This window comes from Aurantimicrobium sp. MWH-Uga1 (assembly GCF_003325955.1).
Classification (GTDB): Bacteria; Actinomycetota; Actinomycetes; order Actinomycetales; family Microbacteriaceae; genus Aurantimicrobium.
This window is the reverse complement of the sequence record NZ_CP030929.1, coordinates 564,410-589,300: the sequence shown is the minus strand read 5'-3', so window position 1 is coordinate 589,300 and position 24,891 is coordinate 564,410. Positions and strand designations below refer to the sequence as shown.

27 protein-coding genes, 2 tRNA genes and 1 riboswitch are annotated in these 24,891 nt (G+C 52.8%); of the genes, 12 read left to right on the top strand and 17 right to left on the bottom strand.

Going from position 1 to position 24,891, the window contains the following annotated elements; all coding sequences use genetic code 11:
- Window positions 1-2 precede the first annotated feature (2 nt).
- From pepN to AURUGA1_RS03030, 3 genes are read left to right on the top strand one after another with little or no spacing between them, the layout of a single operon-like run.
- The gene (gene pepN / locus AURUGA1_RS03040) at window positions 3-2,555 is read left to right on the top strand and encodes an aminopeptidase N (RefSeq protein ID WP_114128821.1); all 2,553 of its coding nucleotides are present in this window, start codon (window positions 3-5) and stop codon (window positions 2,553-2,555) included.
- The gene (locus AURUGA1_RS03035) at window positions 2,552-3,238 is read left to right on the top strand and encodes a mechanosensitive ion channel family protein (RefSeq protein ID WP_114128820.1); all 687 of its coding nucleotides are present in this window, start codon (window positions 2,552-2,554) and stop codon (window positions 3,236-3,238) included. The genes pepN and AURUGA1_RS03035 overlap by 4 nt, the downstream gene beginning before the upstream one ends.
- Window positions 3,238-3,627, top strand: coding sequence for a globin (locus tag AURUGA1_RS03030; protein ID WP_114128819.1), 390 nt, complete (start codon window positions 3,238-3,240; stop codon window positions 3,625-3,627). Before AURUGA1_RS03035 ends, AURUGA1_RS03030 begins: the two co-directional genes overlap by 1 nt.
- Here AURUGA1_RS03030 and AURUGA1_RS03025 read toward each other — a convergent pair whose 3' ends face one another.
- Entirely contained in the window at window positions 3,628-4,257 is a 630-nt protein-coding gene (locus AURUGA1_RS03025; RefSeq protein WP_162784042.1) for a hypothetical protein, read from the bottom strand. It lies immediately after the preceding gene.
- A gap of 67 nt (window positions 4,258-4,324) precedes the next feature.
- On the opposite strand from AURUGA1_RS03025, the gene AURUGA1_RS03020 reads away from it, so the two are divergent.
- Both AURUGA1_RS03020 and AURUGA1_RS03015 read left to right on the top strand, forming a co-directional pair.
- Window positions 4,325-5,200, top strand: a complete 876-nt coding sequence (locus AURUGA1_RS03020; protein WP_114129702.1) for an acyl-CoA thioesterase II — start codon at window positions 4,325-4,327, stop codon at window positions 5,198-5,200.
- Window positions 5,200-5,637: a Rieske (2Fe-2S) protein gene (locus tag AURUGA1_RS03015; protein WP_114128817.1), complete on the top strand. Its 438-nt coding sequence runs from the start codon at window positions 5,200-5,202 to the stop codon at window positions 5,635-5,637. The genes AURUGA1_RS03020 and AURUGA1_RS03015 overlap by 1 nt, the downstream gene beginning before the upstream one ends.
- 16 nt (window positions 5,638-5,653) lie before the next feature.
- On the opposite strand, the gene AURUGA1_RS03010 is transcribed toward AURUGA1_RS03015, so the two are convergent.
- From AURUGA1_RS03010 to msrA, 5 genes are all read right to left on the bottom strand, one after another.
- A complete protein-coding gene (locus tag AURUGA1_RS03010) occupies window positions 5,654-6,142 on the bottom strand; it encodes a thioesterase family protein (RefSeq protein ID WP_114128816.1) in 489 nt (162 codons plus the stop codon).
- 9 nt (window positions 6,143-6,151) lie between these two features.
- Entirely contained in the window at window positions 6,152-7,834 is a 1,683-nt protein-coding gene (gene ettA / locus AURUGA1_RS03005) for an energy-dependent translational throttle protein EttA (RefSeq protein WP_114128815.1), read from the bottom strand.
- Window positions 7,835-7,850: 16 nt separating this feature from the next.
- A complete protein-coding gene (locus AURUGA1_RS03000; RefSeq protein WP_162784041.1) occupies window positions 7,851-8,336 on the bottom strand; it encodes a hypothetical protein in 486 nt (161 codons plus the stop codon).
- An 86-nt stretch (window positions 8,337-8,422) separates the two neighbouring features.
- Window positions 8,423-8,896: a single-stranded DNA-binding protein gene (gene ssb / locus AURUGA1_RS02995; protein ID WP_114128813.1), complete on the bottom strand. Its 474-nt coding sequence runs from the start codon at window positions 8,894-8,896 to the stop codon at window positions 8,423-8,425.
- A 115-nt stretch (window positions 8,897-9,011) separates the two neighbouring features.
- On the bottom strand, window positions 9,012-9,536 hold the full coding sequence (msrA, locus tag AURUGA1_RS02990) for a peptide-methionine (S)-S-oxide reductase MsrA (RefSeq protein ID WP_114128812.1): 525 nt from the start codon (window positions 9,534-9,536) through the stop codon (window positions 9,012-9,014).
- Between the two features lie 21 nt (window positions 9,537-9,557).
- On the opposite strand from msrA, the gene AURUGA1_RS02985 reads away from it, so the two are divergent.
- The 6 genes from AURUGA1_RS02985 to AURUGA1_RS02960 all read left to right on the top strand — a co-directional run bounded on the left by AURUGA1_RS02985 (window position 9,558) and on the right by AURUGA1_RS02960 (window position 13,599).
- The gene (locus AURUGA1_RS02985; protein ID WP_114128811.1) at window positions 9,558-10,514 is read left to right on the top strand and encodes a DMT family transporter; all 957 of its coding nucleotides are present in this window, start codon (window positions 9,558-9,560) and stop codon (window positions 10,512-10,514) included.
- Between the two features lie 49 nt (window positions 10,515-10,563).
- Window positions 10,564-10,636 (top strand) — tRNA-Arg (locus tag AURUGA1_RS02980).
- A gap of 106 nt (window positions 10,637-10,742) precedes the next feature.
- The gene (locus tag AURUGA1_RS02975; RefSeq protein WP_114128810.1) at window positions 10,743-12,113 is read left to right on the top strand and encodes an NAD-dependent succinate-semialdehyde dehydrogenase; all 1,371 of its coding nucleotides are present in this window, start codon (window positions 10,743-10,745) and stop codon (window positions 12,111-12,113) included.
- 81 nt (window positions 12,114-12,194) lie between these two features.
- Entirely contained in the window at window positions 12,195-12,806 is a 612-nt protein-coding gene (gene orn, locus AURUGA1_RS02970) for an oligoribonuclease (protein WP_114128809.1), read from the top strand.
- A 68-nt stretch (window positions 12,807-12,874) separates the two neighbouring features.
- Window positions 12,875-12,950, top strand: a tRNA-His gene (locus AURUGA1_RS02965).
- A 142-nt stretch (window positions 12,951-13,092) separates the two neighbouring features.
- Window positions 13,093-13,599, top strand: a complete 507-nt coding sequence (locus AURUGA1_RS02960) for a hypothetical protein (RefSeq protein WP_114128808.1) — start codon at window positions 13,093-13,095, stop codon at window positions 13,597-13,599.
- Between the two features lie 65 nt (window positions 13,600-13,664).
- On the opposite strand, the gene AURUGA1_RS02955 is transcribed toward AURUGA1_RS02960, so the two are convergent.
- From AURUGA1_RS02955 to AURUGA1_RS02910, 11 genes are all read right to left on the bottom strand, one after another.
- Window positions 13,665-13,925 (bottom strand): hypothetical protein, encoded by a 261-nt coding sequence (locus tag AURUGA1_RS02955; RefSeq protein ID WP_114128807.1) that lies wholly within the window; start codon window positions 13,923-13,925, stop codon window positions 13,665-13,667.
- 9 nt (window positions 13,926-13,934) lie between these two features.
- Window positions 13,935-14,519 carry an AAA family ATPase gene (locus AURUGA1_RS02950; RefSeq protein ID WP_162784040.1) on the bottom strand — a complete coding sequence of 195 codons (585 nt, stop codon included), beginning with the start codon at window positions 14,517-14,519 and terminating at the stop codon, window positions 13,935-13,937.
- Window positions 14,506-15,264, bottom strand: coding sequence for an energy-coupling factor transporter transmembrane protein EcfT (locus AURUGA1_RS02945; protein WP_114128805.1), 759 nt, complete (start codon window positions 15,262-15,264; stop codon window positions 14,506-14,508). The genes AURUGA1_RS02950 and AURUGA1_RS02945 overlap by 14 nt, the downstream gene beginning before the upstream one ends.
- Window positions 15,251-16,690: an ABC transporter ATP-binding protein gene (locus tag AURUGA1_RS02940; protein WP_240187387.1), complete on the bottom strand. Its 1,440-nt coding sequence runs from the start codon at window positions 16,688-16,690 to the stop codon at window positions 15,251-15,253. Before AURUGA1_RS02940 ends, AURUGA1_RS02945 begins: the two co-directional genes overlap by 14 nt.
- Window positions 16,691-17,275 carry an ECF transporter S component gene (locus tag AURUGA1_RS02935; RefSeq protein WP_240187386.1) on the bottom strand — a complete coding sequence of 195 codons (585 nt, stop codon included), beginning with the start codon at window positions 17,273-17,275 and terminating at the stop codon, window positions 16,691-16,693.
- A gap of 40 nt (window positions 17,276-17,315) precedes the next feature.
- Window positions 17,316-17,423: riboswitch (TPP riboswitch) on the bottom strand.
- On the bottom strand, window positions 17,389-18,627 hold the full coding sequence (dinB, locus tag AURUGA1_RS02930; protein WP_256372975.1) for a DNA polymerase IV: 1,239 nt from the start codon (window positions 18,625-18,627) through the stop codon (window positions 17,389-17,391). Its footprint overlaps the riboswitch before it by 35 nt.
- Window positions 18,572-18,736, bottom strand: a complete 165-nt coding sequence (locus AURUGA1_RS08050) for a hypothetical protein (RefSeq protein ID WP_162784038.1) — start codon at window positions 18,734-18,736, stop codon at window positions 18,572-18,574. Before AURUGA1_RS08050 ends, dinB begins: the two co-directional genes overlap by 56 nt.
- 50 nt (window positions 18,737-18,786) lie before the next feature.
- Complete coding sequence (gene gatB, locus AURUGA1_RS02925; RefSeq protein ID WP_114128803.1) at window positions 18,787-20,286, bottom strand: Asp-tRNA(Asn)/Glu-tRNA(Gln) amidotransferase subunit GatB; 1,500 nt, start codon at window positions 20,284-20,286, stop codon at window positions 18,787-18,789.
- A complete protein-coding gene (gatA, locus tag AURUGA1_RS02920) occupies window positions 20,286-21,794 on the bottom strand; it encodes an Asp-tRNA(Asn)/Glu-tRNA(Gln) amidotransferase subunit GatA (RefSeq protein ID WP_114128802.1) in 1,509 nt (502 codons plus the stop codon). The genes gatB and gatA overlap by 1 nt, the downstream gene beginning before the upstream one ends.
- Window positions 21,795-21,796: 2 nt before the next feature.
- Window positions 21,797-22,096 carry an Asp-tRNA(Asn)/Glu-tRNA(Gln) amidotransferase subunit GatC gene (gene gatC / locus AURUGA1_RS02915; RefSeq protein WP_114128801.1) on the bottom strand — a complete coding sequence of 100 codons (300 nt, stop codon included), beginning with the start codon at window positions 22,094-22,096 and terminating at the stop codon, window positions 21,797-21,799.
- 46 nt (window positions 22,097-22,142) lie between these two features.
- Window positions 22,143-22,745, bottom strand: a complete 603-nt coding sequence (locus tag AURUGA1_RS02910) for a TetR/AcrR family transcriptional regulator (protein WP_114128800.1) — start codon at window positions 22,743-22,745, stop codon at window positions 22,143-22,145.
- Window positions 22,746-22,832: 87 nt separating this feature from the next.
- On the opposite strand from AURUGA1_RS02910, the gene AURUGA1_RS02905 reads away from it, so the two are divergent.
- Window positions 22,833-24,878 carry an InlB B-repeat-containing protein gene (locus AURUGA1_RS02905; protein ID WP_114128799.1) on the top strand — a complete coding sequence of 682 codons (2,046 nt, stop codon included), beginning with the start codon at window positions 22,833-22,835 and terminating at the stop codon, window positions 24,876-24,878.
- Window positions 24,879-24,891 lie beyond the last annotated feature (13 nt).

Sequence of the window (24,891 nt, the reverse complement as noted above, 5' to 3'; positions counted from 1 at the left end):
TAGTGTCCGGAGAAAACCTCACTCGCCACGAAGCCATTGAACGCGCTGAGCACATTGCCGTGCACAGCTACAAGGTTGATCTTGATCTACTGCGTGGTGAGCACGTTTTTGGCACCACCACTACTGTCGAGTTTTCTGCGACGGAAGGGTATTCCAGCTTTATCGACGCCATTACTGAGAAAGTTCACTCGGTCACGCTCAACGGTGTTGATCTTAATCCCGCACAGGTCAGTAACGGTGTGCGCATTCAGCTCGATAACTTGCAGGCACACAACACGTTGACTGTTGTTGCTGATGCCAAATACACCAACACTGGTGAAGGTTTGCACCGCTTCGTTGACCCTGTCGACAACGAAGTGTACCTCTACACACAATTTGAGGTTCCTGACTCAAGGCGCATGTTCGCTGTCTTTGAACAGCCAGATTTGAAAGCAACATTCCAGTTCACCGTGACGGCTCCCGACTACTGGGTGGTTACCAGCAACCAACCCACACCAGCGCCCGTGCAGCACAGCGATGGCTCAGCCACCTGGAACTTTGAGCCCACCCCGCGTATCTCCAGCTACATCACTGCGCTTGTTGCCGGCCCCTATGACGTGGTTCGCAGTGAACTCACTAGTGCAGATGGTCGCGTAATTCCTTTGGGTGTCTTCTGCCGCAAGTCACTATCTGAATACATGGACGCCGACTACGTTTTCGAAAAAACACGCCAAGGTTTTGCCTACTTTGAAAGCAAATTTGACTACCCCTACCCCTTTGACAAATACGACCAACTCTTTGTACCCGAATTCAATGCCGGTGCCATGGAAAATGCGGGATGTGTCACCTTCACCGAGGCTTACGTCTTCCGCTCTAAGGTGACAGACGCCATCCGTGAACGTCGCGTGGTCACTATCTTGCACGAGCTTGCCCACATGTGGTTTGGTGACCTCGTCACCATGCGCTGGTGGAATGACCTGTGGCTGAACGAAAGCTTCGCAGAGTATGCCTCTACCCTGGCTACAGCAGAAGCAACCGAATGGCATGAAGCATGGACTACCTTCGCCGTCATGGAAAAAAGCTGGGCATATCGACAGGACCAGCTTCCCTCGACGCATCCGATCGTGGCGGATATCCCCGACCTGGATGCTGTGCGCGTGAACTTTGATGGCATTACCTATGCCAAAGGTGGCTCGGTACTCAAGCAACTGGGCGCATGGGTTGGCCAGGAGCAGTTCCTCGCAGGTGTTGGCCAATATTTCAAAAAGCACGCCTATGGCAACACTGAGCTCACCGATCTCCTCGTCGAGTTAGAAGCCACCTCAGGCCGCGACCTCACCACCTGGTCCAAGCTCTGGTTGGAAACAGCAGGCGTGAACACGCTGCGTCCAGCACTCTCAACGGATGCCGATGGCACCATCACGGCGTTCTCGATTGAACAGAGTGCACCAGCTGATTGGCCCACCATCCGTCCTCACCGTATGGCCATTGGTTTCTACAACCTCCAGGCGGGCAAGCTCGTTCGCGAACACCGCGTGGAACTCGATGTTGATGGTGTGAGCACGGAGGTTTCAGAACTCGTTGGCCTGAAACGCCCCGATCTGATCCTCATCAACGATGACGATCTTGCCTACGCCAAGATTCGCCTCGATGAGGCTTCTCTGCGCGTGGCGATAGCGAACCTCAAGGACATTGAGGACCCTCTGGCTCGCTCTCTGGTGTGGGGCTCCGTGTGGGATTCCACACGCGATGCCGAAACCGCTGGCCGAGACTTCATTGACCTGGTCTTGGGCAATATTGCCACCGAAACAGAGTCCACAGTTGTGCGCACAGTTCTGGGGCAGCTTCTGCTTGTTGCCTCCAGCTATGTCGATCCTGCAACTCGAGATGCACAAACGGTCCGTGTAGCCGATGCACTGTGGGAGCTCGCAAAGAAGGCGGAACCAGGTAGCGACAACCAGTTCCAGTTCTTACGAAACTTTGCCGCTATCGCGACTACGGAAGAACACCTCAACAACGTCAAGGCGTTGCGTGATGGGAAGATTTCTCTTGGTGAACTAGACATCGATACTGATCTTGGCTGGGAACTGCTGATTTCCCTTGCTGCTGGCGGTCACGCAACCGAGGCAGATATCGATGCCTACCTCGCAGAAGACAACACTGCAACCGGTGCTCAGTCTGCCGCTCACGCCAAGGCTGCCTTGCCGAGCCTGGAACAAAAACAAGCAGCATGGGATTCGGTCTGGGTTGCAGATGACAAACCCAATCTGATTGTGCGCGCCACCGGTTTAGGTTTCAACAAAGCACACAACCTCGACGTGCTGCAGCCGTTCGTCAAGCAATATTTCGACTCAATTGAAAAGATTTGGGCTAGCCGAAGCTACGCCATTGCCGAAGAACTTGTCGAAAGCTACTACCCCGCACCGTTGGCTGATGAGGCATTGGCTGAGGCAACTCGCAATTACCTCAAAAACAACAACACACCGGCTCCATTACGCCGTTTGATTGTTGAAAACTTGGCTGGAACTGAACGCACTCTTGCTGCGCAAGCTCGTGACGCAAAGGAATCTGCATGAACCTCTCAGAAACCTTGGATGCCATCTATAACTCGGCTTCAATCCCAATCAACATCGCTATAACGATCATCACCGCAGCGATTATTCGCTGGACATTGTTGGCACTGAGCCGCAGAGTCATTCGCCGCATGGTCTCTGATGCCCATAACAAGAACCAAAAGCACCAACTTGCTGGTGTCCCAGCAAACATTTCCGCTTTGCGCCAGGTTCAGCGCACCCAAACCATGGGAACCGTCTTTAGCAATTCCATTTCCTGGATGGTTATTGCTGTTGCAGCCATTGTTGTTCTTCAAGAGCTGGGGGTCTCCGTCACAGCGATTGTGGCGTCTGCCGGTATTGGTGCAGCTGCCCTAGGTTTCGGTGCCCAGAACATTGTCAAAGATGTGCTCAATGGAATGTTCATGGTCTTTGAAGATCAGTTGGGCGTGGGAGACCGCGTCGATGTCGGTTTGGCCGTGGGGGTCGTTGAATCTGTAGGTGTGCGCATCACCACTATCAAAGGTGATGACGGAACCATCTGGTTTGTGCGCAACGGTGAGATTACTCGAGTGGGCAACATGACCTATGGCCAGTCTGCCGAGCCTATTGCTGCGTTTGTGAAGCCCGCCAAAAAACCAGCTGCAAAGAAAGCGCCAGTCAAGAAGACCACTCGCGACATCTCAGCAATTCAGGCTTCTGAGTAATGAGCGAGGAACTTCTCTCCTTCTATGAGGAGGTTGGTGGCGAAGCTGTGTTTGCCAAACTGGCACATGAGTTTTACAAAGGCGTAGCCAAAGACCCCGTTCTCAAGCCCATGTATCCCGAAGAGGATCTGGGACCTGCTGAAGAGCGCCTCAAACTTTTTCTGGAACAGTACTGGGGCGGCCCCACGACCTATAGTGACACCCGGGGACACCCACGGCTACGGATGCGCCACATGCCCTACAAAATCAACCCTGACGCCAGAGATCGTTGGCTAGGTCATATGGAACATGCCGTGGACAAACTGAACCTTCCACCACTGCAAAGAGAAACACTCTTGGAGTATCTCGAACGCGCCGCCTATGCGATGACGAATACGTTTGAGGATTAACTACTTCACCAGTATGTGGCCGCGTTGGGTCGAAATACGCTTCCATGCAGCAGAGCTCGTGACATGTGCTTCTACTGTGCCGAGAAAACCAAGCCCAAAGGCCGCAAAGGCAACACCAGCGGGAACAGTAAGCCCTTCAGAACCAAGAACATTGAGCGGTCTGCGCCATACCTCTTCGCGGACAGCCGTGACGATGTTTGTACCTAAGCCATTGGCTTTCGCAACTTCTTCGATTCCAGCTTTGGCCGTGAGTTGAAGTTCAATCTCACTCAAACGTCCCACTGGAGCCCAATTAGACCGTGGTGGTGCAACTCCTGTCCAGGCGATACCTGCTTGCCCGACCGGAAGTGCAATGGCGAGTTCGTCGCGAGCTAAACGATCAAGCATGGCACGGACGTGAACAACCGTGTCCAGCTGGCTTGTTTCCACTCTTTCGAAGATCCTTAAGCCCAAAACGGTGGGAGCAACATCGAGCAGACCTTGCGGTGTGAGCACTGCGACATAAGCAGCGAGAGCGCCACCGGCGCCAACTAGCCAGACATGTTCACATCCCAGTCGATCCGCGCGTTCTAGATAGGTCTTCAGATCAGCAGCGTCATATTCGCTAGCCAGGGTCACCGTATTCGTCATCTCGCAACCTAAACTAGCGAATGAATCACTTCTTCACCTCACTGGGGACGATATGCAGCCAGAACATATGCACGAAAACATCGAAGCATTGCTCGAGACTCTTCACCTCACCCCGGAGCCCAGTGTCAATGGGGAAGATGTGTTCTCTGCTCCCAACCAGTTCATGCCACATGGTCGCGTTTATGGCGGCCAGGTTCTGGCTCAATCACTCACCGCAGCTTCGTTAACTATTCCGACAGATCGTCCGGTTCATTCTTTGCACGGTTACTTTTTGCGTGCTGGAGATATCACTAAACCAATTACCTTCTCTGTTGACCGCATTCACGATGGGCGCTCTTTTTCAACCCGTCGAACCCAGGCCTATCAAGAAGGGCTCCCCATCTTTTCGATGATTGCCTCCTTCCAAGACGAAGATCCAGGAGTGAATCATCAAATGGACATGCCCACAGGACTTCCCGAACCTGAAAGCTTGCCCACCGCCGGTGAACTCTTAGGTCCCATTGACCATCCTGTGGCACAGTATTGGGCCACTCAGCGCCCCTTCGATCTTCGCCACTGTGAATCTCCGATTTATATGAGTGTTGAGGGGAAACAAGTCGCTCACCAAGCAGTGTGGATGAAATCACTGTCCGCACTCCCTAATGACCCCATGCTTCACCGTGCCGCATTGGCCTATGTCAGCGACTACACAATCCTTGAACCGATTTATCGCCGCCACGGAATCCCCTGGGCCACACCCGGCCTGAAAGCAGCGAGCCTGGATCACGCCATGTGGTTCCATCGGTTTGGACGTGTCGATGAATGGATGCTGTACGTTCAAGAATCTCCCAGTGCACAAGGGGGTCGTGGTTTATCCTTGGGGCGTATCTATTCTCGAGATGGAATACTTCTTGCTTCCGTTGCCCAAGAGGGCATGGTTCGCGTTCCTGGATTGGACACATAATGGCTGCACGTAATCTCACTCCCAAGCTTTCCCGCCGTGAAGTACTCGGCCTGGGTGCAATTGGTGCTGCCGGTGTTGCCGTTGCCCTGACGGGGTGCTCCAATGCTGTCAGCGCTAGTGCTGGTGGGAGCGGAATGCTCCCACAGGGGCTTGAAATCGGACCCACATCCGATGTTCCCGTCGGTGCAGGACGCAACTTCGAAGTCGAGGGAACCAAGCTTGTCGTCACGCAACCTGTCGCAGATGAATTTCACGCTTTCAGCGCCATCTGCACGCATGAAGGCTGTGTCGTGGGCTGCCGCGAGAAAATTATCAAGTGCGACTGCCATGAGGCAACCTTCAATCCGGTCAACGGCGATCCGATGAGCGGCCCAGCAAATTCGCCTCTGCCTAGCTATGCGATTGAAGTCAAAGACGGCGTGATCTACACCGCATAGTTATTGGTTACCTTTTCTAGCTTCGACGCTTGAACTGGATGCCATCCTCCACGTAGGGAGCAATAGCTTCACGCTCTTCGTCCGTCATGCGACGAGGTTTAGATGTTTTCGCATCTACCAAGACGATGGTTGTCGTTGCACGCGCAAAAAGCTGCTGTGGATTCTCTGCTGTGGCAGTTTGTAGCGGGGAATAGATTTCGTAACAGACTTCCAAGCTTGCCCCGCCGACATGTCCTAACCACATCTGTAAATCCAATGGTTCACGCATGTAATGAATGGGAGCTAAATATTCAATTTCCTGGTGTGCAATGAGGGTGAAAGTATCGGCGTCCGGGCCACCCTCAAGAATTCGGGTAGCCATGTGGTCATTTCCGTGACCAGAATCCCCCGCCCAAAAAGCATGAATACGAGCTTCTTCGAGCAAACCGAACATGGCTGCGTTGTTCACATGCCCGTAGGCATCCAGGTCAGACCAGCGGATGTTGGTGGGGATGTGTAAACGCATAGTGAAGTCCTAGTCGCGTGTGAGCTTGCGGTAGGTGCTGCTATGAGGCTTGGCAGCATCCGGGCCGAGACGCTCAATCTTGTTAGCTTCGTAGGATTCGAAGTTCCCCTCGAACCAGTGCCAGTAGCTGGGGTTCTCGTCGGTGCCTTCGTAAGCCAAAATGTGTGTGGCAATGCGGTCGAGGAACCACCGGTCGTGAGTGATGACCACAGCACAGCCGGGGAATTCAAGCAAAGCATTTTCGAGGCTTCCGAGAGTTTCCACGTCCAAGTCGTTGGTGGGCTCATCCAGAAGCAACAAGTTTCCACCCTGTTTGAGGGTCAACGCCAGGTTCAGGCGGTTACGCTCACCACCGGAAAGAACACCAGCCTTTTTCTGCTGGTCTGGACCCTTGAAACCGAAAGTGGAGACATACGCACGGCTAGGGATTTCCACGTTTCCAACCTGAATAAAGTCCAGTCCGTCAGAGACAACTTCCCAAAGGTTTTTGTCAGGGTCAATGCCGCCGCGGCTCTGGTCAACATAGGAGATCTTGACTGTTTCACCAATCTTGACTTCACCACCGTCTGGCTCTTCAAGACCAACAATGGTCTTGAAGAGGGTGGACTTGCCAGCGCCGTTGGGGCCGATAATTCCAACAATGCCATTGCGAGGCAAGGAGAAGGACAATCCATCAATAAGGGTGCGATCTCCAAAGCCCTTCTTAAGGTCTTTGACCTCGAGAACAACTTGTCCTAGACGCGGACCTGCAGGAATAACGATTTCTTCAAAGTCCAACTTGCGAGTCTTCTCAGCCTCGGCAGCCATTTCTTCATAGCGAGCCAGACGTGCCTTGGACTTAGCTTGACGTCCCTTGGCATTCGAGCGAACCCAGTCAAGTTCTTCCGAGAGACGACGAGCAAGTTTTGCGTCCTTCTTTCCCTGAACCTCTAGACGTTCACGCTTCTTCTCGAGGTAGGTGGAGTAGTTGCCCTCGTAGGGGTAGAGGTGCCCGCGGTCGACTTCCGCAATCCACTCAGCAACGTGGTCAAGGAAGTAACGGTCGTGGGTGACGGCGAGAACAGCACCGGGGTACTTAGCCAAGTGCTGTTCGAGCCAGAGCACAGACTCAGCATCGAGGTGGTTGGTGGGCTCATCGAGCAGCAAAAGGTCTGGCTTTTGCAACAGGAGCTTACACAGCGCTACACGACGCTTCTCACCACCGGAGAGCTTGTCTACTGGCCAGTCACCGGGTGGGCAACGTAGAGCATCCATGGCCTGCTCCAACTGGGAGTCCAGGTCCCACCCGTTGGCAGCGTCGATTTCTTCCTGCAGTGTGCCCATCTCAGCAAGCAGGGTGTCAAAGTCCGCGTCGGGCTCACCCATGGCGGCAGAAATTTCATTGAAGCGGTTAATCTTGCCCATGATCTCACCAACGCCCTCCTGGACGTTTTCAAGAACAGTCTTGTTTTCATCAAGTTCAGGCTCCTGCATGAGGATGCCGACCGAGTAACCGGGGCTGAGCTTGGCTTCACCGTTGGAAGGGGTGTCAAGCCCTGCCATGATTTTCAGAATCGTTGACTTACCAGCACCGTTGGGACCAACGACTCCAATCTTTGCGCCGGGAAAGAATGACATTGTGACGTCATCAAGAATGAGCTTGTCGCCCACCGCTTTGCGCGCACGAACCATGGAATAAATGAACTCAGCCATGGCTTAATTCTAGGTGTTAGCCCAGGGTTTGAATTCCCGTCCCCAGTAAGCAGCCGCCCGAGGCTAGTGCAGGCTCAACATCTGTCTTCACACCTGAGATCTTGGGTCCAAATTGGCCGACTAAGCACTCCCCCGCAAAAGGAACACCAATAAACATGGAGTCAGAGGCCAGACCGACAGCGGTGCGATCGAGCGTGAATTGAATTCCCGCGACGCCAAAACCTGAATCAGCAATCTTCTGTGCCATTGTGGTGGCCTCAGTTGCAGGGTCTGCTGCAAGTGTCTGTTCCATTACCCATGTGAAGTAGTACAGGTTGTCTTTGGCACTTCCTTCAGGCAGGAATTGTGGTGCTTTCTGTGCCTTCGCCGTTTCACTAGCAACTGGGCTAGAACTGGGTTGAGAAGATGAGGAAGATTCAGAGGCACCACCTGCACAACCGCTCAAGATGAGCGAGCTGGCTACGGCGAGCACCAGCACAGCAGGTACGCTTCTTTTCTTCACAGTTATTGTCCTCGGGTCTTCTTCTGCGCAACACAGAACGCCCCCAAGTCTAAAGGGGGCGTTCTGAGTAGCAGCTGAGACAGGCGTTAGGCGGCAACCTTTTTGCGAGTTTTCGCTGCAAGAGGTAGCTCGTCCTCCTCGTCATTGTCACGGTCAGGCAGGCCACCCCAGTCATCTTCTGTGATGGTCGTGACATCGGAGGAAGTGGAGTTTCGGGTGTAGTGGGAGATTCCCCAGGTTAGGTCGTGCCCGAGGACATCTGCTTCTACTTCCACGGTTGTTCCCGAACGATCGGTGTTTTCCCAATCGCGAATGCGCAGTTTGCCTGAGACCACGACACGGTCTCCTTTATTAACAGATACTGCAGCGTTTTCGGCAAGCTGTCGAAACGCTGAAACGGTGTACCAATTGGTGTCACCATCTACCCAGCGGGAGGATGCACGGTCAAAGCGTCGCTGGCTCGAGGCTAGACGAAAACTTGTAATGGCCAAACCTTCGCTTGTGGTCAAATGGCGCGGAGTGGTGGCAACCAATCCGCTGAGGGTAATCGTGTCAGTCATGATGACGTCCTTCCTAAGTGTGAACACGTGTAGGAAGGATGCGCCGATATGCAGGCCAAGACCGAATGTGTTTCGACTTTCGGGGACGAACCAAATATCTAACCCCTGTGGAGGACTAGTCCTTGATATAGCTGGCGAAAGACGCGCGAACCTTGTTTACCTTAGGAACAGCAACCGCGAGGCAATATCCCTGGCCTGGGTTTCTAGCAAAGAAGTTTTGGTGATATTCCTCAGCGTCATAAAAAGCACCCAGCGGCTCGAGAGTGGTCACCAATCCCCCACCCCAATACTCGTTAGCGCGATCAATAGCTGCTTGGAAGAGTTCTTTTTGTGCTTCGCCGTCATAGAACATGGCAGACCGATACTGCGTGCCAATGTCATTGCCCTGGCGGTTGAGTTGACGTGGGTCGTGCAGGGTGAAGAACACATCCAAGATGACCTCGGCAGGAATGACGTTCTCGTCAAAGACAACTTTCACCACTTCAGCGTGACCTGTGGTTCCCGTACATACTTCTTCATAGCTGGGGTTTTCAGTGGTACCACCGGAATAACCGGATATGACATCGGTCACTCCGTTGAGGGTGCGGTACACCGCATCCAAGCACCAAAAGCATCCACCAGCTACTACGAAAGTTGTCATTCCTCTAGATTAGTAACTGACATGGGTTACATCATTGGCTTCCTGGCCGCGATCTTGTTCGGTTCGAACGGAAGCGTGGTCAAACTCGTACTTTCCGAAGGCGTGACTGCCGCGCAGATGACGTTCTTTCGTGCCACAGCAACCATGATCATTGCCGGCATTGTGTTGTTATTCACCGACCGCAGTGCCTTCAAAATAACCTTCAAGCAACTACTCACAATGGCCGCATTAGGTGTCTTTGGTGTGGCGATGCTGCAGTGGTTCTATGCGCTCGCTATTGCGCGTATTCCGGTAGGTATTGCTCTTCTTTTTGAATACCTGGCAGTTCTGGCAGTAGCTGTCATTGCACGTTTTGTTTTCAAAGAAAAAGTACGTGCCCGTTTGTGGGCAGCTATTGCTCTTGTCCTTGTAGGCCTGGCCGTCGTTGCCGAGGTATGGAATAGCTCTGTAGATGGCTTGGGCATGATCTTTGCCCTCATCGCAGCCGCTGCGTACACCGTCTACTTCCTCATCGGCGAGCACGCCCTTAAGGGAATGAACGTCTTAGGAATGACGTTCTGGGCTATGTTGTTTGCCTCGCTGTTTTGGGCATTCTTTAGCGGTTGGCAAAACATGGACTACTCCGTCTTTGCCCATCAGATTTCCCTCTCAGGCTCCCTCGCTGCCATCTATGTTCCGCTCTGGGTGCCCTTCTTATGGGCCATCACCATGGGTTCCTTCGTGGCGTTCTATCTCTCCTTTAAGGCATTGAGCTTGCTCAAGGCCACCTCGGCAGGAATTATTGCGTCCTCTGAGGTGATCTTTGCCTTCATCGTGGCGTGGCTCTGGCTGGGAGAGGCGCTTTCTCTCATCCAGGTCATTGGTGCACTAATTGTGACAGCAGGAATCGTGCTGGCCCAAACATCGCGTCAGGGCAAGGTGGTTATGGATTTAGATCTTGCAGCAACAACTGGAACTATTCCCGTGGCGAAGAAGTAACTCTGAACTGAAAACCCCATCAGAAACACCCCGTAAACTTAAGGGATAACCCTCCGTAGCTCAGTGGATAGAGCAAGAGCCTTCTAATCTCTTGGTCGCAGGTTCGATTCCTGCCGGGGGGACTTTTTATCCCGAGAATGCGCCGTGAACAGAGGGTGAACCCTGTTTCTATTCGCAACCAAACAGTTAGTATCGAAGCATCACCATTGACGCCACATAGGAGTGGATATGAGCAAGTACATCGTTACCAACCCTGCTACCGGAGAAAGCGGCGCACCCTATGCGCAAGACTCCGACGCACAAATCAGCACTGCTATCGAAGCAGCCCATAACACATACCAAAACTGGTCCAAGAAGACTTCAGTTGCCGAACGTGCTGCGCTGATTGAGAAAGTGGCAATGCTTCACCGCGAGCGCCGTGAAGAACTTGCAGAAATTATCGTTCGCGAGATGGGTAAGCCTCTGGCCCAGGCACTCGGTGAAGTGGACTTCACCGCAGACATCTACTCCTTCTATGCTGCCAACGGCGAAAAGTATTTAGCAGATGAGCCCATTGTGGAATTCGAAGGTGAGGGCGAAGCCTTCATTCGTCGCTCTGCACTGGGTGTACTGCTGGGCATCATGCCCTGGAACTTCCCCTACTACCAAGTTGCACGCTTTGCAGGACCCAACCTCGTCTTGGGTAACACCATCTTGCTCAAGCACGCATCACAGTGCCCTGAATCTGCTGCAGCTATGGAGAAGATGTTCCTCGACGCAGGCTTCCCTGCTGGGGCCTACCAAAACCTCTATGCCGACAGCAAGCAGATTGAAACTGTTATTGCTGATGACCGCGTGCAGGGAGTTTCTCTCACCGGTTCTGAGCGTGCAGGCGCTGCTGTTGCCGAGACTGCTGGACGTTACCTCAAGAAGGTCGTTCTCGAGCTCGGTGGATCCGACCCTTTCATTCTGCTGAGCACCGATGACATGGACTATGCCGTTGACGCTGCAATTGCAGGACGTAACGACAACAACGCCCAGGCCTGCAACGCAGCCAAGCGTTTTGTTGTTATTGAAAGTCTCTACTCAGAGTTCTTGGAGAAGTTCACCGCCAAGATGTTGGAGATGGTTCCTAGCAACCCTATGGATGAGGACACCTACCTCGGTCCCCTCTCCTCTGCAGGCGCTGCAGACGGTCTCGAAGAACAGATCTCTCGTGCGGTTAAACAGGGTGCAACTGTTCACGCACGTGGCGACCGCAACGGAACGTACTTCTCCGGTGTAGTTCTCACTGACGTCAAACCAGGCATGGATGCTCACCACGAAGAATTCTTTGGTCCTGTGGCCATTGTCTACTCCGTCAAGGATGAAGCAGAGGCAATTTCTCTCGCTAATGACACTCCATTTGGTTTGGGCTCGTATCTGTTCTCCACTGACAAGGAGCAGGTCCTTCGTGTGGCTGATCAGATTGAAGCGGGAATGGTGTACGTCAACGGCGTTGGCCTTGATAGCCCAGAGCTTCCTTTCGGTGGTATCAAGCGTTCTGGCTTCGGTCGCGAATTGGGACGCTACGGAATCGAAGAGTTCGTTAACCGCAAGCTCATTCGCATTCTGAAGTAAAGCGAACAAATCCTCGACAGATTCCCTGGCCAGCTATTGGCCAGGGAATCTTTGTCTGTGCTCACGCCTAGAATTGTGAGTATGGGAACACCGAATGAGTACATGGTCTGGATCGACTGTGAAATGACCGGACTCAATCTCGATGTTGATGAGTTAGTTGAAGTGGCAGTGATCATTACTGACTCCGAACTCAACGCAGTTCACGAGGGTTTCGATGTTGTGATCAACCCTAGTCAGGCTGCCTTGGAGAACATGGGTGAGTTTGTTACCACCATGCACACCACTTCGGGACTGATTGACGAAATTCCCAACGGACTTTCCCTCGCCGATGCTGAAGCTCAAGTTCTTGCGTATATCAATGAGCATGTGCCCGAAGGACAGAAGCCACCGATGTGTGGCAACTCCATTGGTACTGACCGCGCGTTCATAGTGCGCTACATGCCTCAGGTGGATGCTCGTCTGCACTACCGCAACATTGATGTTTCCTCGTTGAAAGAACTCGCTCGCCGCTGGTTCCCTCGTGTCTACTTCAACTCACCCACCAAAGATGGTGGCCACCGTGCTCTGGCAGATATTCAAGAGTCGATTCGTGAACTTGATTACTACCGCCGCGCACTCTTGATTCCCAGCCCTGGGCCATCCAGCGAAGAGGCAGGGAAAATCGCTGCCGAGGTTGTGTCCAAGCACGCATAAACCAAGTTTTTCTCCCTGCCTCAAGCGTGTAAGATTATTGAGTTGACGGTTCGCCGGAAACACCCTTGGTGGGTATAGCTCAGTTGGTAGAGCACCTGATTGTGGTTCAGGGGGTCGCGGGTTCAAGCCCCGTTACTCACCCCAAGATTGAAGTCCCGGAAAAGGTTACTTTTCCGGGACTTCGCTTTTTATCAGGTGTAAACCCATTATTTGACAGGATTCTTTCCCTACCTGATAGGTCTTTTCCCCTATACTTTGAAGAGATTTATCTAGGGGAATAAACACTATGAATGCATCGCCTTTACCTGCGTCAGACGGGAAAGATGCATTTGATGACCTCCTCAATGATTTCAAGAATCGGAACAAAGCGCGTACAGACCCGGAATACGTTCTTGAAACAATGGATACGGATTCCATCTCGAACAAATACATCCGACTTTTACGCAATCCTTCCGCTGTCGAGGAAGATCTCGACAACAGTGAGACGGCAATAGAGGTCACCGAGACGGTGAGTACCGATACAGACAGCAACAAAGGCTTAGCTCTCCTGTCGGAGAACTACACCAAGTCAGCTCGAAGCAAAGAAACCCTCAGTGCCTTCTCTGGTTATGCCGCCATCGCAGTCCTCTGCATTGGCGTTATCGTGCTCTCTGCAGTAGCTCAAGCTTTCCTTCTCGGCATAGTTTTCGCACTCGTTGCGCTCGCACTTTGGATAGTTCGCGCAGTCACTGCACGCCAGGCCAAAGCAACCAGAGAAATTGCCTCAGCCTTGGTGGAAACTGAGGATAGCTAACCAGAGAAGAAAATAGCCCCAGAACTTTTTAGATTCTGGGGCTTTTGTTTCGTTGAGGGGAACGTCTATTCGTTCTCGTCTTCCGAGGTGTAGGTGTCGCTTGCTGGTTCGTTGAAGGTGTAGCGAACGTGGAGTTTGCCAGCAACCTCACGGGTATCTACAGCGAAGTAACGGAAGATGGACTCGATACCGTCGACGAGGGCGACCTCGCTGAGTTTTTCGTCGTGGGTGCCACGAACGAGAACACGTTCCTCAGCGGTACCTGCGAGAGGACCGTCAATGAACTCGGCGGTGAAGTAGACGTCGGTGTGATCTGGTGTAGTCATACTTCTAGGCTACTCGGTTGAGCGCACCTGAAGTGTCGCAATGGACTGCGGGTTGTGGATACGCACATATTCAGCAAATTGGGCGTCCCAGTCACTCCAGTGCTCGGCAAAGTTCTCTCCTGTTCGAGAAAGAGCTCGTTGCTTGCGTACTTCTGTGTCGGCATCGAGCCACACACGCACTTGTGAATGTTCCTGAGATCCCGCAGGCATTGCCCCACACCCTTCGATTAAGAGTGGTACATGTGCGTCAACCGAATGCCACTCTGTGAGCGTTGCCCTGGCCCAGCTATATTTCTGCCATTGGGTGTTCCGGCCGACAGTGCGCTCCTCGAGCATGCGCGAGACAATCTGGGCACCTTCAAAAAGTCCATCCCAGCCTGGATACAGATCATCCATGTGAACGATCTGTAGTTTCACATCCCAGTTCCAGTTATTCGCAATTTCAGCAGAAAGTGTGGTTTTTCCCGCTCCGCTCGGACCATCGAGTAGGAAAGTGGGTGCAGGGGCACCAATATTGTGTTTTGTATTCTCGTCATACGCCGTGGACAGCCGATAGATATGAGCAATGACGTGCTCCAAATCAGGAGATAACAAAATTCCACGCTCCCGTCGTCACAGCCACGGTGACAGATACTCCTGCCACAAAGAATGCTCCACCAATAAACCAACCATCTCGCGCCCGCCACACAGACTGCCGTGCCCAGGTCCTGGCAATCGGTGCATCAAATGCCCGAGCCTCCATGGCTGTTGCCAGCAGACTACCTCTGCGGATTGCAAGCGTGAGTAAGGCCATAGCCAGGCTCAATAACCGGGAACTGGCTTTAATTGGCCCACCGCCATCAGCAACACCCCGAGCACGGCGGGCAAGTCTGAGCATGTTCCAGTCCTGACGCATCAGACCCAACATGCGAATAGCCGCAAGCGCGCCAAGGACGAACCGTGCAGGAAGCTTCCACAACTGCGCCAGAGCATCGGCTAAATCTGTGGGGTCAGTTGTGGCAAAAAGCACAATTGCAGGAAGTGCTACAGCCAGAATGCGCAATGTAATGGTTACCGCCAGTGCAACCTCGCCCTGAGTAATGTTCCACGGCCCAAGAAGAACAACAGTGTTGCCTTCATCACGCCCGTACAGCAGACCAGATAATCCAGCGAACGGTGCAGCGATGAGTAAAGGCGAGAGAATCTTCACAAGTTTCTTAGCTGGAACCCCGGCAAAAGGTAACAATGCACATTCACACAACAGTCCAACTACCGCTGAAACAGGATCCAGCGTTAACAGCAACACCACGCCAAGAATGGCTGCTGCACAGAGTTTGGCAATCGGATTAATCGAGGCCATGCGCACCACCTACGCTCACAACCCGGTCGGCCAGAGCAGAAACAAGAGCCTCATCATGAGTGATTGCAACGATGGCATGGCCCTCATCACGAAGCTCACTCAGCAGCTCCACCATCTGCAACCAGGTTGCGGCATCTTGGCCAAAGGTAGGCTCGTCCAAAATCAGCACAGCGGGCTGTGCTGCTAATGCGGTACCTACAGATAGCCGTCTCTGTTGCCCACCAGAGAGCGTAAAGGGATGAACATCCGCCAGATCTGAAAGATGTAACCGTTGCATGAGCGAATCAACGAGAGTATGTACCTGGACCTCAGGAAGTTTCAGCGCCCTTGGCCCAACCGAGAGTTCCTCTCGAACTGTTGCTGTAATAAATTGATGTTCGGGTGCCTGGAAGACACTGCCAATACGACTCAAGAGTTCACGGGAGCGCCAGTGAAAAGGCTCTGACAAACGAGCAGTTCCACAAAGCTGTTCAGAAGCAACAACCTTGCCTAACTGCGCGGGTATGAGTCCACCTAACGTCAGCGCAAGCGCTGTTTTTCCTGCTCCATTGGGGCCCATGATCGCCAAGACTTCACCGGCATGTACCTCGAGGTTGGGAACGTGAAGGGTGGCAGTTGAACCGGGATATCCAACTTCTAGTTGGTGCGTAGCCAGTAGTATTTCCCCTGCTTTGCCTCTGAGCTGGGTTGGTTGAGTCACATGAGGGAGCCAAATACCCGCCTTCTCGAACTCAATAGCTTTCTCCTGGGGTAACTCTGACGGCGCACCATCCCACAACACTCCGTTGTGTCCCAGCACAATAATGCGCGTGGCAAAGTCCCACCACAGCTCCACACGGTGCTCAACCATCACAGTGGTTGCGCCGGTAGCATCGACGACCTTGGTCAACGCATTCTTCAATGCGAGAGCTCCTGCCGGATCAAGATTTGCCGTGGGCTCATCTAAGGCAATGATGTCAGGTTGCATTGCCAGCACTCCCGCTAGCGCCAGTCTCTGTTTTTGACCGCCAGATAGTGCTGAAGTTGAGTGGTTGAGTGGAACATTCAGCCCGACGAGATCGCAGGCTGCTTCCACTCTCTGCCAGATTTCTTCACGTGGAATGCCAAGATTTTCACAACCAAAAGCAACGTCGTCACCGACGCGTTCCAGAATGACTTGGTTCTCTGGATCTTGTAACACGAGGCCAACGTGACCTCTGGAATTTAGCGGGGGCATCCCATTGAGCAAGACAGAACCCTGTTCAGTTCCTTCATCCTCGCCAAGCACACCCGCGAAAGCTCTGAGCAGGGTGCTTTTGCCCACACCAGAGGCGCCAAGGAGCAGCACCCGCTCCCCTTGGGTAATTTCACAGGAAATATTGCTCATTGCAGGGGTAGAGCGGGCAGCGTACTGCCAGCCCCACTCCTGCGCTGAAAGAATTGCCACCTAGCTTGTTCGCCCTGCAGCGAATCTGCTCAGAGCCCCCGCCCTGGCTAAACCTCGAACAATAAACCAGGACATTAATCCACCGATGACGGCACCAGAAATCACTCCACAGATGACATACGTGACCTGGAATCCGAGGTCGACACCGGGGTACCAAACAACCAAGTCATTGATACTCATCGCGACACCTGCGCCAGCTCCAGCCAAAACAGCTGTGAACACAGACCATTTGGCATAAAGGAATAGGGCAAAGACAATCTCCGCACCGAGGCCTTGAACGAGACCTGAGATGAGCGTTCCAAAACCCCACTGGCTACCCAACAATGCTGAGACGGTTGCTGCAATGAGTTCGGTATAAATTGCGGCGCCAGGTTTGCGGATTATCAAACCGCCCAGGACCGCGGCGAACAGCCACCCACCGCCAAGTAGTGCAGTGAAGCCGGGTGTGGCGGACAGTGCTGCCGAGAGTGGCCCATATGCCACACCCCAGGCCCAGAAAATGATGCCGGATGCGACACCAATCACACTTGCGACGACGATATCGACAACGCGCCAGCGGTACTTACTTACAGTTGTTGCGTGCACGTGTGTGCCCCTTTCGGTTGAAATGAGGGCACGGGATTATTCGTTGAGAATGCCTCCCTGCGCTGGCATGATCCAGATCAGGTTCGACGGTCGAAAGTTACGAAACTTTCCTCTCAGCCCGGTGTACCGGACTCCCGTGTTGGTTCAATCTTACGCAAGAACGAGGCGGGACGAACACTATCTGGGCCAAACTTTTCGCCCACCTGATCCATCACAATCTCTGCTTCTTTCCACGCGTCTCCCTCGTCCCCCCACAACGACAGTGGTTGGCTACCTGGATCAACCAAAGATGCCGCGCGAACACCGATAAGACGGATGGCTCTTCCACCAGTTTTCAGTTCATCGAGAAGTTCACACACTACTTTGTGGATTTCTCTACCAACACTGGTGGCTTCTGGCAGTGTGCGACTGCGAGTGAGTGATTCAAAGTCTGAGAAGGTGACCTTCAAGCCGATTGTTCGAGCCTCGAGCTGCGCTTTGCGCAGCTGGGCTCCAACATGGTCGGCTTGGAATAACAGTGTGGCTTTGAGCTTTTCGGTGTCTGTGACATCTTCGGTGAAGGTGTGTTCCTTCCCAATGCTTTTTTCTGCGCGCTCCGTTGTCACCGGGCGCGGATCCCGCGCCCAGGACAATTCATAGAGGTGAGTTCCGGCAGCCTGGCCAAGAGCTGAAATCAAACTTGCTGGTGGCGACTGGGCAATATCTGAAACGGTGTGTAACCCTCGCTTGTGCAGCACTTCAGCTGTTTTCTTACCCACACCCCAGATTGCTTCAATGGGAAGGGGATGCAGAAATGCCAAAGTTTCTTCTTCGGGGATAACCAGCAAGCCGTTAGGTTTCGATTTTGTTGAGGCCAGTTTGGCGACAAACTTTGTACTCGCGACCCCCACAGAGCAGGGCAATCCCGTCTCTTCACGAACACGATCTTTTATCTGCTGGGCTATCTGTTCTGGTGTGCCAAAAATTTTTTGTGCACCTGAGACATCCAAAAATGCTTCGTCGATAGAAAGCTGCTCAACGACGGGAGTGAAGTCATAGAAGATAGACATCACTTTCTTGGAATACGCCCGATACTTCTCAAAGTGGGGTTCTAACACAATGACATCTGGACACAGTCGCTTGGCTGTGGCTAACGCCATCGCCGAACGAATACCTAAAGCCCTAGCTTCATACGTTGCACTTGTCACTACCGAGCGTGGTGAATCGTGAGCAACAACGGCCGGTTTGCCGGCAACCTCGGGTCGATCCAATACCTCCACGGACGCGAAGAACGCGTCCATGTCGATGTGAAGAATGTTAGGCGCGGTTCCACCTTGAAGCGAGACCGAATGCCAGGGTTGCCCCGAGAACACCAGCAGTGAAGATGTATGCGCCGTATTCGGGGTAAGCGAATGCCTGTCCCATGGTCCAGCAGGAGCCAACAGAAAGTGCCATCACGACGATAAACAAGAGAACTCGCATGGAAGCTCCTTCATATCAGGGCGTAATCTCACGCCAACCACACATTTAGTTTAGAGCGCTTCGGCCCGCTCAAGCACGAGCTCACGAACGCGTGCCGCATCCGCTTTACCCTGCATTGCCTTCATGACTGCACCGATAACAGCACCGGCAGCTTGAACCTTGCCATCCTTGATCTTTTCCAAGACATCCGGCTGAGCGGAAAGTGCTTCGTCGATAGCGGCAATTAAAGCACCATCATCGCTGACCACTGCAAGGCCCTTGGCTTCCACGATGTCGCGAGGCGAGCCTTCACCAGCTGCGACTGCTTCAAGCACTTGACGCGCTAAACGGTCGTTGAGAGTTCCTTCGTCAACCAGCTGTTGCAATTCGGCTACCTGTGCAGGGGTGATGTCGATACCCTCTTCGCCGGCAGCATTAGACAAACGAGCTATTTCACCGGTCCACCACTTACGTGCAGCCTGAGCTGTGGCACCGGCAGCAACCGTTTCGGAAACTTCATTAAGCAAGCCAGAGTTCACTACGTCTTGGAACTCAAGGTCAGTAAAGCCCCATTCTGCTTTGAGGCGACGGCGACGTTCAGCTGGCTTTTCCGGAAGTGCAGCGCGTAATTCTTCAATCAGCGCAGGGTCTGGAACCACGGGAAGGAGATCTGGCTCGGGGAAATAACGGTAATCATCTGCATCTGACTTAGGGCGGCCGGCACTGGTTGCACCAGTGTCTTCGTGCCAGTGGCGCGTTTCTTGGATGATGGTTCCACCATCAGCCAAGATCTGCGCCTGGCGCTGTATCTCGTACCGTACTGCACGCTCGACAGAACGCAGTGAGTTCACGTTCTTGGTTTCGGTGCGCGTGCCCAGCTTGTCAGAGCCACGGGGACGCAGCGACACGTTGGCATCACAGCGCAAGTTTCCACGTTCCATCTTGGCGTCAGAAATACCCAGGGCAATCACGATGTCACGAATAGTTGCCACGTAGGCCTTGGCTAGTTCTGGAGCGTCATGCTCGGCGCCCTCAATCATGCGGGTCACAATCTCCACTAGAGGAACACCAGCACGGTTGTAGTCAACTAAAGAATATTCAGCGCCTTGAATACGACCTGTGGAGCCACCAACGTGGGTGAGCTTGCCAGCGTCCTCTTCCATGTGAGCACGTTCAATATCGACGTTGATGATGCGACCGTTAGGCAGTTCAACTTCCACATTTCCATTCAAGGCAATGGGTTCGTCGTATTGGGAAATCTGGTAATTCTTCGCCAGGTCGGGATAAAAGTAGTTCTTTCGAGCAAAGGACGAAGATTCCGCAATCTCACAGCCAAGGGCGAGCCCCAAGCTGATGGAGTAGCGAACTGCTTCTTCATTCACGACGGGCAAGGAGCCGGGCAAACCTAAACAGGTGGGGGTGATGTTGGTGTTGGGTTCGCTCCCGAAGTTGTTGGGAGCTGCCGAGAACATCTTGGTCTTGGTTGAGAGTTCAACGTGAACTTCAAAACCGAGGACGGGTTCAAACAGTTCAAGCGCCTTGTCATAATCCATGAGCTTTGCTTTAGCCATTAGCGCGCTCCTCCCTTGAGTTCTGGTGCTTGGCTGATCAGTGTGTGTCCCCACTTCTGCTCCAGCAAAGCTTCGAGTGCAGCGCCGACGTTATACAAGCGTGCATCTTCACGAGCAGGTGCGAGGAACTGGATGCCGACAGGCAATCCGTCCTCGTCCGCGAGTCCAGCAGGAATACTGATGCCAGGAATACCAGCCATGTTGGCAGGAATGGTAGCCACATCTCCGCGCCACATAGCGACAGGGTCATCGAGCTGTTCGCCGAGCTTCCATGCAGTGGTGGGTGCCGTGGGAGAAGCTAAAACATCAACCTTGCTGAAGGCCTCAGCAAAGTCACGCTGAACGAGTGTGCGCACCTTCTGGGCAGAGCCGTAGTAGGCGTCGTAGTACCCAGCAGACAGTGCGTAGGTGCCCAAAATGATGCGTCGCTTTACTTCAGCACCGAAACCTGCTTCACGGGTTGCAGACATCACCTGCTCCACGGTTCCACCGCCTTCTGGGGTCACACGCAGACCAAAACGAACGGAGTCAAACTTGGCCAAGTTACTCGATGCTTCTGCAGGGAGGATCAAGTAATACGCAGCAACCGCATATTCCAGGCTGGGCAAGGAAACAGGAACAATTTCTGCGCCATGTTCTTTGAGAAGTTCGAGTGCATCGTGGAAACGAGCAAGAACACCAGGCTGGAATCCCTCACCATCGAGCTGTTCAATGACACCAATCTTGAGGCCGGCAACGTTGGCATTCTTGACTGCCTCAACAAATGAAGGCCACTCGTCTTTCAATGAGGTGCTGTCATGGACGTCATGACCCTTAATCACATCGTGTAACAGAGCAGAGTCCATTACTGTGCGGGTAACGGGGCCAATTTGATCCAGGCTGGATGCTAAAGCAATAGCGCCGTAACGAGACACACCGCCATAGGTTGGTTTCACACCAACCGTTCCCGTGATGTGTGCTGGCTGGCGAATGGAACCGCCCGTGTCTGAACCTAAGGCAAGTGGGGCTTCATAGGCAGCAACAGCTGCAGCAGATCCACCACCGGAACCACCAGGAATGCGCTCCAGATCCCAAGGATTACGTGTAGGACCATAGGCAGAGTGCTCGGTAGAGGAACCCATAGCGAATTCGTCCATATTGGTCTTTCCAAGAGGAACAAGTCCTGCTTCACGGACCTTGGTCACCACGGTGGCGTCATAGGGAGACATCCAGCCTTCGAGAATCTTGGAACCCGAAGTGGATGGCATGTCGGTTGTAACCAGAACATCCTTGATGGCTATAGGAACACCGTCGAGAGGACTTAGTGGTGCCCCTGCAGCACGACGCGCATCAGAAGCTTTCGCTGCTTCTAACGACACCTCAGCGTTAACGTGCAAGAAAGCATTGAGATCTCCATCAACTTCAGCAATGCGGTCGAGGTGCGCCTGAGTGATTTCAACAGATGTGGTGGTGTCAGCAGCGAGCATTTCTGCTAGCTCAGCAGCAGTTTTGTGAATGAGGTCAGACATAATTACTGCTCCTCCCCCAAGATGGCCGAAACCTTGAAACGAGAACCATCGTGCTCAGGAGCAGAAGCCAAAGCCTTCTCGGTAGGAATCACATCAGCAACGACATCGGGACGGTAAACGTTCTTCAGCGGAATAGGGTGGCTGGTTGCAGGCACATCAGGCGTGGCAACGGCCTGCACGGAAGCCACAGCTTCCATGATCTGGCCCAACTCAGTGGTCATCGTCGCGATTTCCGCGTCGGATAGGTCAATACGAGCCAAGTTTGCCAGGTGGCGCACTTGCTCGGCAGAAATGTCAGACATAAGGCACAAGTTTACCGGGCGTGAACTCTGCCAACGTACCGAGTAATCAGGCAGGCAAGGAGGCAACGTAATCAATTACCTCTTGGTATTGCTCACGGGAATATCCCAGTTCTTTAGCAAATTGCCAATAGACCCGTTCAGCTAGATCTTCGCTTGCTGTTCCCGCGTATACGTGAGCAAGTATGTTTTGGTAAGCCCCCGAGGCAGCTAAAACAAATGCTTCGATATCTTCGCAGTGACACAAACCACGATCAACACTTTGCTGAATAGCTTGTATTGGCCCCTGGAAATAATCATCAAACCGGGCAAAGCCCAATGGTCCCACCGTCAAGATAATTCGAGCAAGTTCAGGTGAAAAACTTGGTCTTCTGCATGCCCATATTCCCGTTGCCAAAAAGCCTAGAGCTGAGTCGTCGATTCCACTGAGTATTTTCTCCAGCTGTGGAACGTTATCCATCAGAGCATCGGCAGCTGCAGCGTCAAAAAGTTCGTTTTTGTCTTTGAAGTAGGTGTAGACCGAACCGACGGAGACATTTGCTGCTTTGGCTATTTCTTGAATAGAAACGTCTCTATTACCTTGCCCCAGGAACCCCTTTGCCGCGTCAATCAAAGATTGACGCGTCTTGAGTCCGCTAGCGGGTGATGGCATAGAAAAAGCTTATCGGTGAGGTTTTGAACATTATTCATAACAGGAGGTAACCTTGTTGAAGAATATTCAAAATAAGAATTTGGACACATGAAGAAATTAGGGACCTTGTTAGGCCGAATGCCTCTAAATCGACTCTTTACAAGGGGAGTTGCTATTTCTTTGATTGCTGGGTTTGGTTTTTTCCTCCCGGGTAACCTCACCGCAGCATATGCGGCAGCACTTCCACTCCCCGCGGCAACCAATCTTTATTACGTAAACTACACAGCAGGAGCTACACCGCTAAACCAAATAACTGGAGTTAGCGCTGGCACACTAACAACATCTTCAGTTTGTACAGGAACTTGTAGTGGTGCCCTTGATCAATCATCTGGTGGTTTCTATAACTCGAGCGATAATTCCATTTACACTGCTACTAGTGCAGGTGGGATTCGTTTCACCTTGCAAAAGTTTGCACTCTCAGGTTCGAACGCTGGCGTTCCAATAACTGTTGGAACTTCAGGCGCTCAAGATATCTTCGGCATGGCCAAAGGGCCTCAAGGGGTTTTTGGTCTTGGAAATGGTCTTTACCCTGTTGATATTTCTAATGGAAGCCTTGGCACCGGGATTCCACTTACAGGAGATGCTCCTGCGAACCAAACCTGGAATGGTTTTGCTTACAACCCTGTAGATGGGTTGTACTACATGATGAATCGAGCCGATAGCAAGCTCTATCGCATCAATGTAACGACAGGTGCCACTAGTCAGGTAGGAACAAGTGCCATCACAGGTGTCTCTGGAAGTTACTCATTACAAATTGACAGCACTGGAACATTTTGGGTCTTGGATCCTTCATCAAAATTATCGACTTTCACTGTCTCAGGAAATGTAATTTCAGCAGCAACCCAACAAGGAACGCTGGCAGCTTTCGCAACTGTTGCAATGGTTATGGCGCCACTTACCTACACCGTCACTTATCAACATGGAACAGGTGCAACCGGAGCAGATCTTGTTCAAACAATCGCCCAGGGAAGTGCGCTCACACTTCCTAGCCCTATCGCTTGTCCGCTCAGCGCCACAGATCCTTGTTTCACAGCACCATCTGGACAGCGACAAAACGGATGGGAAGTAACTTCAGGAACCCTCTCAAGTGGGTCAAGTTTCCCTTCGACAGGGCAAAGCGTCACTCCTACCTCAAATGTTGTCCTTAAAGCTCGTTGGACCGGTGGACCAGTTCAATACTCAACAACTTCGTTCCTGACGACTCCAAACCCTATGGCCAGTATTGCGTTTCCCAACACCGCAGTAGGTTCAAGCAGTCAGATCACTATCTACGCCTACAACAGCGGTTCAGCATCCACCTCAATTTCTAACGAAACAGTTGGAGGTACTGGCGTATCGCGTCAGGGCGGATCATGTAATGCCAGTGGTGGAACGATTGCTGCCGGTTCAGAGTGCACCGTGATCCTGCAATGGAACCCTTCTGCAGCAGGAGCGCTGCTCAACGGTTCCTATTCCATGCAGGTTTCTGGCAGCTACTTCGATGCCGTTACCCTGACCGGAACTGCAGCTACGCCCTACACCGTAACCTTCAACCCTGGTGGGGGAACAGGCACGATGGGGAACCAGACTGCAGCTGGGCCCAACAACTTGAACGCTAATTCCTTCACAAAGGCTGGGTATACCTTCCGCTACTGGAGCACCTTTTCAGATGGTTCGGGCACGACCTACCTCAACCAGGGTCAGTATCCCTTCAGCGGCAATGCAACACTCTTTGCTCAGTGGTTGGCAGATTCACACGTTGTGACCTACAACACCCAGGGGGGTTCAGCAGTCTCCAACGGGACATTCCTCACCGGCGCGACTATGGCATTACCAGCGGCGCCGACTAAGAGCGGTTACACATTTGATGGGTGGTTTACTTCCGCAACTGGTGGAACAGCTCTCACATCCCCCTACACCCCAGGTGTCATTACTGACATCACGTTGTATGCGCAGTGGAGTGTTGATACTTCAGCTAATGGTTCAAGTAGTTCAACCTCAGGCCTACCTCACACCGGTAGCAACGGCGAGAGTTTGATCGGCTTTGCAAGCCTTCTCTTCTTGGGCGGAATCACTCTGCTGGCAATTGCAATCATCAGACGACGAAGCGTCTAAACAATCTGAGCCC